The sequence below is a fragment of the Anaerotruncus colihominis genome (genome assembly GCF_010206195.1).
Classification (GTDB): domain Bacteria; phylum Bacillota; class Clostridia; order Oscillospirales; family Ruminococcaceae; genus Anaerotruncus; species Anaerotruncus colihominis_A.
Window position 1 is genome coordinate 1 of record NZ_VIQT01000026.1, and the last position, 6,400, is coordinate 6,400.

6 protein-coding genes are annotated in these 6,400 nt (G+C 49.4%); 1 reads left to right on the forward strand and 5 read right to left on the reverse strand.

Translation table 11 applies throughout. The annotated features are described in order from the left end of the window. The 5 genes from FMM72_RS16760 to FMM72_RS16780 form a co-directional block, all read right to left on the reverse strand. A partial coding sequence (locus tag FMM72_RS16760; RefSeq protein ID WP_162222089.1) for a hypothetical protein occupies window positions 1-855 on the reverse strand: 855 nt, incomplete at its 3' end. 52 nt (window positions 856-907) lie between these two features. Next, entirely contained in the window at window positions 908-1,681 is a 774-nt protein-coding gene (locus FMM72_RS16765; RefSeq protein WP_162222090.1) for a hypothetical protein, read from the reverse strand. A gap of 340 nt (window positions 1,682-2,021) precedes the next feature. After that, a complete protein-coding gene (locus FMM72_RS16770; protein ID WP_162222091.1) occupies window positions 2,022-3,224 on the reverse strand; it encodes an ATP-grasp domain-containing protein in 1,203 nt (400 codons plus the stop codon). Next, a complete protein-coding gene (gene rffA, locus FMM72_RS16775) occupies window positions 3,221-4,363 on the reverse strand; it encodes a dTDP-4-amino-4,6-dideoxygalactose transaminase (RefSeq protein WP_162222092.1) in 1,143 nt (380 codons plus the stop codon). The genes FMM72_RS16770 and rffA overlap by 4 nt, the downstream gene beginning before the upstream one ends. 15 nt (window positions 4,364-4,378) lie before the next feature. After that, complete coding sequence (locus tag FMM72_RS16780) at window positions 4,379-5,506, reverse strand: acyltransferase family protein (RefSeq protein WP_162222093.1); 1,128 nt, start codon at window positions 5,504-5,506, stop codon at window positions 4,379-4,381. 304 nt (window positions 5,507-5,810) lie between these two features. Between FMM72_RS16780 and FMM72_RS16785 the strand changes: the two genes are divergently transcribed. After that, the coding region (locus FMM72_RS16785) for a hypothetical protein (RefSeq protein ID WP_162222094.1) at window positions 5,811-6,400 on the forward strand (590 nt) is incomplete at its 3' end.

Sequence of the window (6,400 nt, forward strand, 5' to 3'; positions counted from 1 at the left end):
GGGGGGGGGTAACATGGAACTCACCGTATAAAATGAATATTGATCATATATGCTTTCAATGTTTGCATAGACCACGCCTGCATTGTACGACAGTAACTCATGCGAACAATCCCACAGCGAACTGACTTCTGCCGGATGGGTAATCAGAACACAGTCACCCTTTATGGACTGCATTGCACGCCGAAAGACATCATGATGGTAGGCGGGATTGATATACCGGTAAATTTCTTGGCCGTTATCATAGCTGGCGGGAATTACAGTAGTAGTCATGGGAACTTCCAGAATATCCAAATCCTCTCCGCGCTCCTGATAATTGGAGGCTGCCGGACGATATGGCTCACGAGGGGCCAGACTCCAGTCTGTATTCTGATTGGCCCACGAATACCTGGGACGGGGAATAGCAGAGCTGTCCACTTTGCATCCCAATTTACTCAGCAGAGCCATCAATTCGTTGGCCTGATACCCCCATCCAAAACGTACGGTACGTGCAATGCCGTATCTCTCAGCCATAGGAAAAAATTTACACACCTCCTCCAAAACGGAAGGAAGGTCTGCGTTTTGTGCCCATACCCCATTTTTCCTGATATACGGATGTATATGCCAGGCAATCTCGTGCCCCTGTTCTTTAAGCCATTCAATCTCTGCCAAATGAGCGGAAAACATATAATCCGCCCTGCCATAGATCTCCGCCATGTTTTGATCCAAACGAATAAACCATGTGGTCCGAATGCGTGGAAATTTCCGCAGGATATTCTGTATACTATCAAAACAATATTGAAATTCATCTACAAAAATGGTTTTTCCATTTTTGCTGGCTGTCATATCCACATCAAATGTAAGACAACATCCGGGCAAACTGGATTCCACTCCTTTACATATCGCTTATTCTTTTGAAACGCACATACCGTCATATTTTCCCGCCGCAGACGACACGCGCAATAATTTTTGCAGTGCGTGTTGCCATTTCCTCAGTATAATGACAATCATTAAACAGGTTTACAATCTGATTGTGTTCCTCCGAAGCCTTTGGAAAGTCCTTCGCCGAAAACACTCCATTCCCCAGGGATTGATAATGACGGCTCGCAAACAAACCCTCCCGAAAAATTTCTGCGCAAATCCGCTCGCTTTGATCTGTCCGGATCTGGAAACGCCACGTATGAAAACCATGTGGAAGCTGAACCTCTTTGGGAATCCATTCTGAATAAATCGCATTCAGCTTTTCTTTATGCGCTTTCATCTGCTCCGTCGCCTGAAGAACAGTCCGCATATAAGCTTCCTCATCTTCCAGACGCCTGTTTTCCAACCAGTCAAGGCGTGCGGATTGCATCGGATACAGGCTAGCTTTCTCTCTAGATATGTGAATGGACTGCTTCATCTCCTGCAAAGCCTGTTTGGAAAAAGGAATTGGATTCCAGCGAAAGTGCTCTTTCCACATCTCGTTGAGGTATCCAAATCCACCTCCAACATCCACGTATTTTCCATATCCCGTACTGAAAAGAATCAAATCTGAAAAAACATGCTGCGGTTCGCGCAGGCATGGCAAGCACAGGCACTTATCTTCAATAACCTGAATGGAATACGTTTCTTTCAAATATTGCAGCTTGCGATCAACGGATTCTTCCTCATATCCATAATTGTAGACATAATGAAGCGCCTGAATGGATGCGTCCTTTTGCAGCATCTGTTCCGCCAATTCCAGATCCATGGACTGTGTGCCGCGCTTTATATCCACCAATTCAAAATCCATTCCCAGCTTCATATAAGTAACAGGAATCACCTCACAGGTGCTGGCTGGAATCAGGACCTTTCCCCGAACAGGAACACTGCACCAGAAATCATATAAAATCGCCTGCGCCCGGTTGCGAACGATCCGCATTGCCCTTCTCCTTTTCCAAAAAACACCTTTTTAGGTCATGCCTGTTAAAAATAGTTGCTTTGCAGCTATTTTTTTGCACGCCTGCCCATAGAGTGGGCAGGCGCGTTTGATGAAATGCGCCCAGGGCGGCGCGGATGGCCAATTTTTACTCATCGTATTCCACGTATACTTGACGCTTCACCTGCCGGCGAATTTCCTCCAGCTCCTCCTGGGTATCAGCGTATGCAATAAAATGACCGGGACGTACCCCGTCATCCTCCGGTTCTCCCAGCCAATCGCCCGGCTTCGTCAAAAAACGATGCTCCACAATATGAAGGCTCTGTTCCAGGAAATCGAGTCCATGAACTGAGCTGACCCGCCCGGCTGGGAAATCATAAAATTCCAATACACAGCAACGCGTCCGCGGAACCGGGTCCTTTCCAAGATCGTACCACCCCACCCGCTCTCCCAGCGCCATCCGGAGCAGTGTGCCCGTGCTGTCCACGCCTGACATCAAGGGAACGATCTTACCGGAAATATTCGAGCCGCCGCCGCGGGCGGCGATCTCCACCAGATAATATTCCCCATCGTGCCAGATATACTCCGCATGGGTCAACCCAAATGGCAGACCCATCCTTTCCGCCAAGGCATCGTTTTGCTGCTTTAAGCGGTCATAGTCAAACCGCGGATTTGTCTGCGAAAAATACAACACAGAGGCCACGTTTGGGTATTTTTCATAGTGCCGTTTCTCTGAAACAGCCAGAGAATGGTGCCGCCCTTCGCAGCAGATACCATCCACGGTAAATTCCGTGCCCGACACATACTGCTCGATCAATACCGCCTGATCCCGGTTGGAGTACCCCAGTGCAGCCGGAAATGCCGCCTCCAGCTCCCGATGGCTGCGCACACGGCGCACGCCCCGGCTGGCCTGGCTGTCCATCGGCTTCACAATGACATCTCCATACCGGTCGAGGAATGCCGCTGCTTCCTCCAACTCATGGCAAAGCTGAAAGTCCGGCATCGGGAACCCGTGCGCACGCCCAAAGCGGCGCATCTCATATTTATTCGTAAACCGTTCCGCTACCGCGCTGCCGATCCCGCGCAGTCCCAGCTGCTCATTCAGCCAAGCTACCGTCCCCACCGCGATATCGCTCTGATCAGTTACAATCGCGTCCGGCCGATGCTTTCGGGCAAATTCCAGATTTTTCTCCCGGTCGCGTACATCCGCCACCTCGCAGGCGTCGGCATATGGGAAGGCGGGAGAGTCTGGATAGAGATTGGAGCAGATCACATACAGGCCCATTTCCTTCGCCTTTTTTACCAATGGGATCTGCCACTGCCCTCCGGCAACGATCATTATTTTTTTCAATGCCTGTCCCCCTGTGAATAAAAGTCCTCCACGGCTTTAATTACCGCATCCACATCCTCCGGTCTCAGACCGTAATACATCGGCAGCCGCAAAAGACGCTCGCTCTCCCTTGTGGTATATTCATCTGCGCCGCAGAAACGTCCATATTTCCGTCCCGCCGGAGCGCTGTGAAGCGGCACATAATGAAATACCGCCTGGATCCCACGGCTCTTTAGATATGCAATCAAGCGGCTGCGTTCCTCGATATCCTTCGCCTTGATGTAAAACATGTGGGCGTTGTGCTCGCACGCCTTTGGCACGACCGGAAGCGCAATTCGCCCTGCTTGCGCCAAAGGCGTGAGCCCAGCATAATACCGTCTCCAGGAGGCCAATCGATCCTCATTGATCACGTCCGCTTGTTCCAACTGCGCCCACAGATACGCCGCGTTCAGATCGCTGGGCAGATAAGAGGAGCCATAATCCACCCAAGTATATTTATCCACCTGACCCCGCAGAAAATTGGCGCGGTTCGTTCCTTTTTCCCGAATAATCTCCGCGCGCTCAATATCCGTTTCTTCACGGATCAAAAGAGCGCCGCCCTCTCCCATTGAATAGTTTTTGGTCTCATGAAACGAAAAGCAACCGAAGTCGCCAAACGTCCCCAACGCCTGTCCATGATAACGACTCATGACCCCCTGGGCCGCGTCCTCCACGACTTTAAGCCCACGCCGGCACGCAATGTCCTCTATGACGTCCATTTCGCAGCTCACACCCGCGTAATGCACGGGTACAATCACCCTGGTCCTGTCTGTAATAGCGGCTTCGATTTTTTGTTCATCCAGATTCATTGTATCCGGACGGATATCTACAAATACCAACCGAGCCCCCACCAGCACAAACGCGTTTGCTGTCGAAGAAAATGTGAAGCTGGGCAGGATCACCTCGTCTCCCGGTTGGATCCCGCACAGGATCGCCGCCATTTCCAGAGCCGTGGTGCCGCTGGTCGTCAAAAGCGCACGTTGGGAGTGAAAGCGTTCTTCCAGCCATGCGCCGCACTGTTTGGTAAACTGCCCATCGCCGCATATTTTCCGGGCGCGAACGGCAGACGCCATATACTCCGGTTCCGTTCCCACATATGGGGGCTGATTAAATGTAATCATATTTCTATTTGCTCCTCAGTTCTGCTGAACGGAGCCCCACCTCTCCAACAAATATTTTTGCAAATGATCAACCCGGAACAATCGAAATAGCCATATTACCAGATAGGACGCGGCCAGGGACAGCACCAGCAACGTCGCGAAAATCAAAACCGGAGCCGTGTTCCAGTACACCAATTGCGGACATAAAAGCAAAAAATAGCTGTGTGTCATGAATATGTTTCCGGAATGCCTGCCCAGGTAGGCGAGCACATGCCGAATTCCTGGAAGGGGGGCAACATAACAGTACAGCCAGCAAATCAGAAACGGCGCGATCAGATAATCCACATTTGAAACCAGCATCCGAAGCTGGACCATCTGAGCCAGAATCACCGTCATAGCAAGAAGCTTGAGCGTTACCCCCCCCCCGAGGAGGGCATTTTTCTCCTTAACCATTCCAAAAGGCCGATACGCGCGAATCCTCTCGAACAAATCATATCGAGCAATCAGGATACCGGAAAGAAACGCTCCAAAGTCACGGATCAGCTCATCGGAAGCCAGGGCATGCGCCAGCCATGCGAACAGCACCAGCGGGACAACTCCATAACGGTCGGTCTGTTTTTTGAGGAAGGGAAACAGCAGAACCGACACAATCGCCAGCGACATATACCACATGGTGGGATTCAGCTTCAGAAACTGGAACAGATAGGACAGCCCGAAAAAATCCACCACCGCATTTACCAGCGGAACCTTGTCGCCGTAAATGGTCATAATGGAGCGCCCCAACGCCACATTTATTGGAAGAGCCAGCAGATAAATAAACTGGTAAATTACCAGCAGCTTGATCAGGGAATTGTATATAAAAGCCCTTGGCGCTTGTTCCCAACGCACATCGGAGGAATACTTGCGATACAGCCCATATCCACTGAGAGTTAAAAAAATTGTAACGCAAATTTTTCCAAATGCGCCGACAGAAGCTGTTATATTTACTCCGGCAATTATGTCCGGAACAATCGTAGACAAAAATTCAGAGCTTCCGGTAAAAGCATGGTGACACAACAGCAAAGCAACCGCAAGCCCTTTACAGACATTGGTGACATCTTTAGAAAATTCTCCCCCGTTCGGTTCGAATGGGGGAGAATTTTTTTGCGCAATTTTTCTTTTCATGCCACAAATTCTCCCTGCTTCTCTGTGTTTTTTACAGATTAATAATAATTATTATATATGCTCCTTATCCAATTGTAAATACAAAATTGACCAAATGTGCGTCACATGCTCAAATACGGCATGATCCGGAATTTTTTATATATATTTAGCGGAAGTGTTGCTGAGATATGAGTAATTCGGGCATAACATTGCTGTATCCCTATCTCTAAAAATCGAACCGGAGGTTCGAATAATTTATTAAAACATTTGCAATGCCAATTTGAGTATGATATTATTGGTGAGTATTTACATTTTAAAATGGAGGTTGCTTATGAACGAACGACCTGTTGTTTGGCCTGTGAGAATATTTTACCCTTTCCTTGCAATCTTTCCCCTTTTGCTGGCCGCATATTTCACAGCAACCTATGTATTCGGTTATTGGCGTGCCCGCCCCTATCTTCCGGTTTTAATAGCCGGCTGGGGCGCTTTGGCCTGTTTATGCATCTATGCGTTTCGCTGTGTGTCAGGCACTGTTTCACGCGGGCAGGAATGGCTGCTTTTGGGTGTATTGGCCTTGCTTGCTTTTACAGTCCGCATGTACGCGGTACTGCTGATCCAAACCCAGCCCGCCGTCGATTTTTGGCTTGCCCATCAGAATGCTGTCAGTCTCGCGCAGACAGGTGTGCCCAGCGATCCCCATGTATATTCCATGGCTACCGCATGGGGTTTCTACGCCATCACCTTATCGGGGTTATATTCTCTGTTTGAGCCTTCCGTTTTCACGACACAGGCTTTTAACTGCGTGCTGGATACCGCTACTGTAGTCCTGCTGTATTTCGGGACCAAACTCTGTTTGAAAAGCCGCATCATTGCTTTCTTTGCCGCCTCCTTCTATGCATTCTTTCCCTCCATCAT

Coding starts and splice junctions, on each gene's coding strand:
- FMM72_RS16765 (WP_162222090.1), bottom strand. CDS start 1,681: ATGCTGCAAAAGGACGCATCCATTCAGGCGCTTCATTATGTCTACAAT.
- rffA (WP_162222092.1), bottom strand. CDS start 4,363: ATGATTACATTTAATCAGCCCCCATATGTGGGAACGGAACCGGAGTAT.
- FMM72_RS16780 (WP_162222093.1), bottom strand. CDS start 5,506: ATGAAAAGAAAAATTGCGCAAAAAAATTCTCCCCCATTCGAACCGAAC.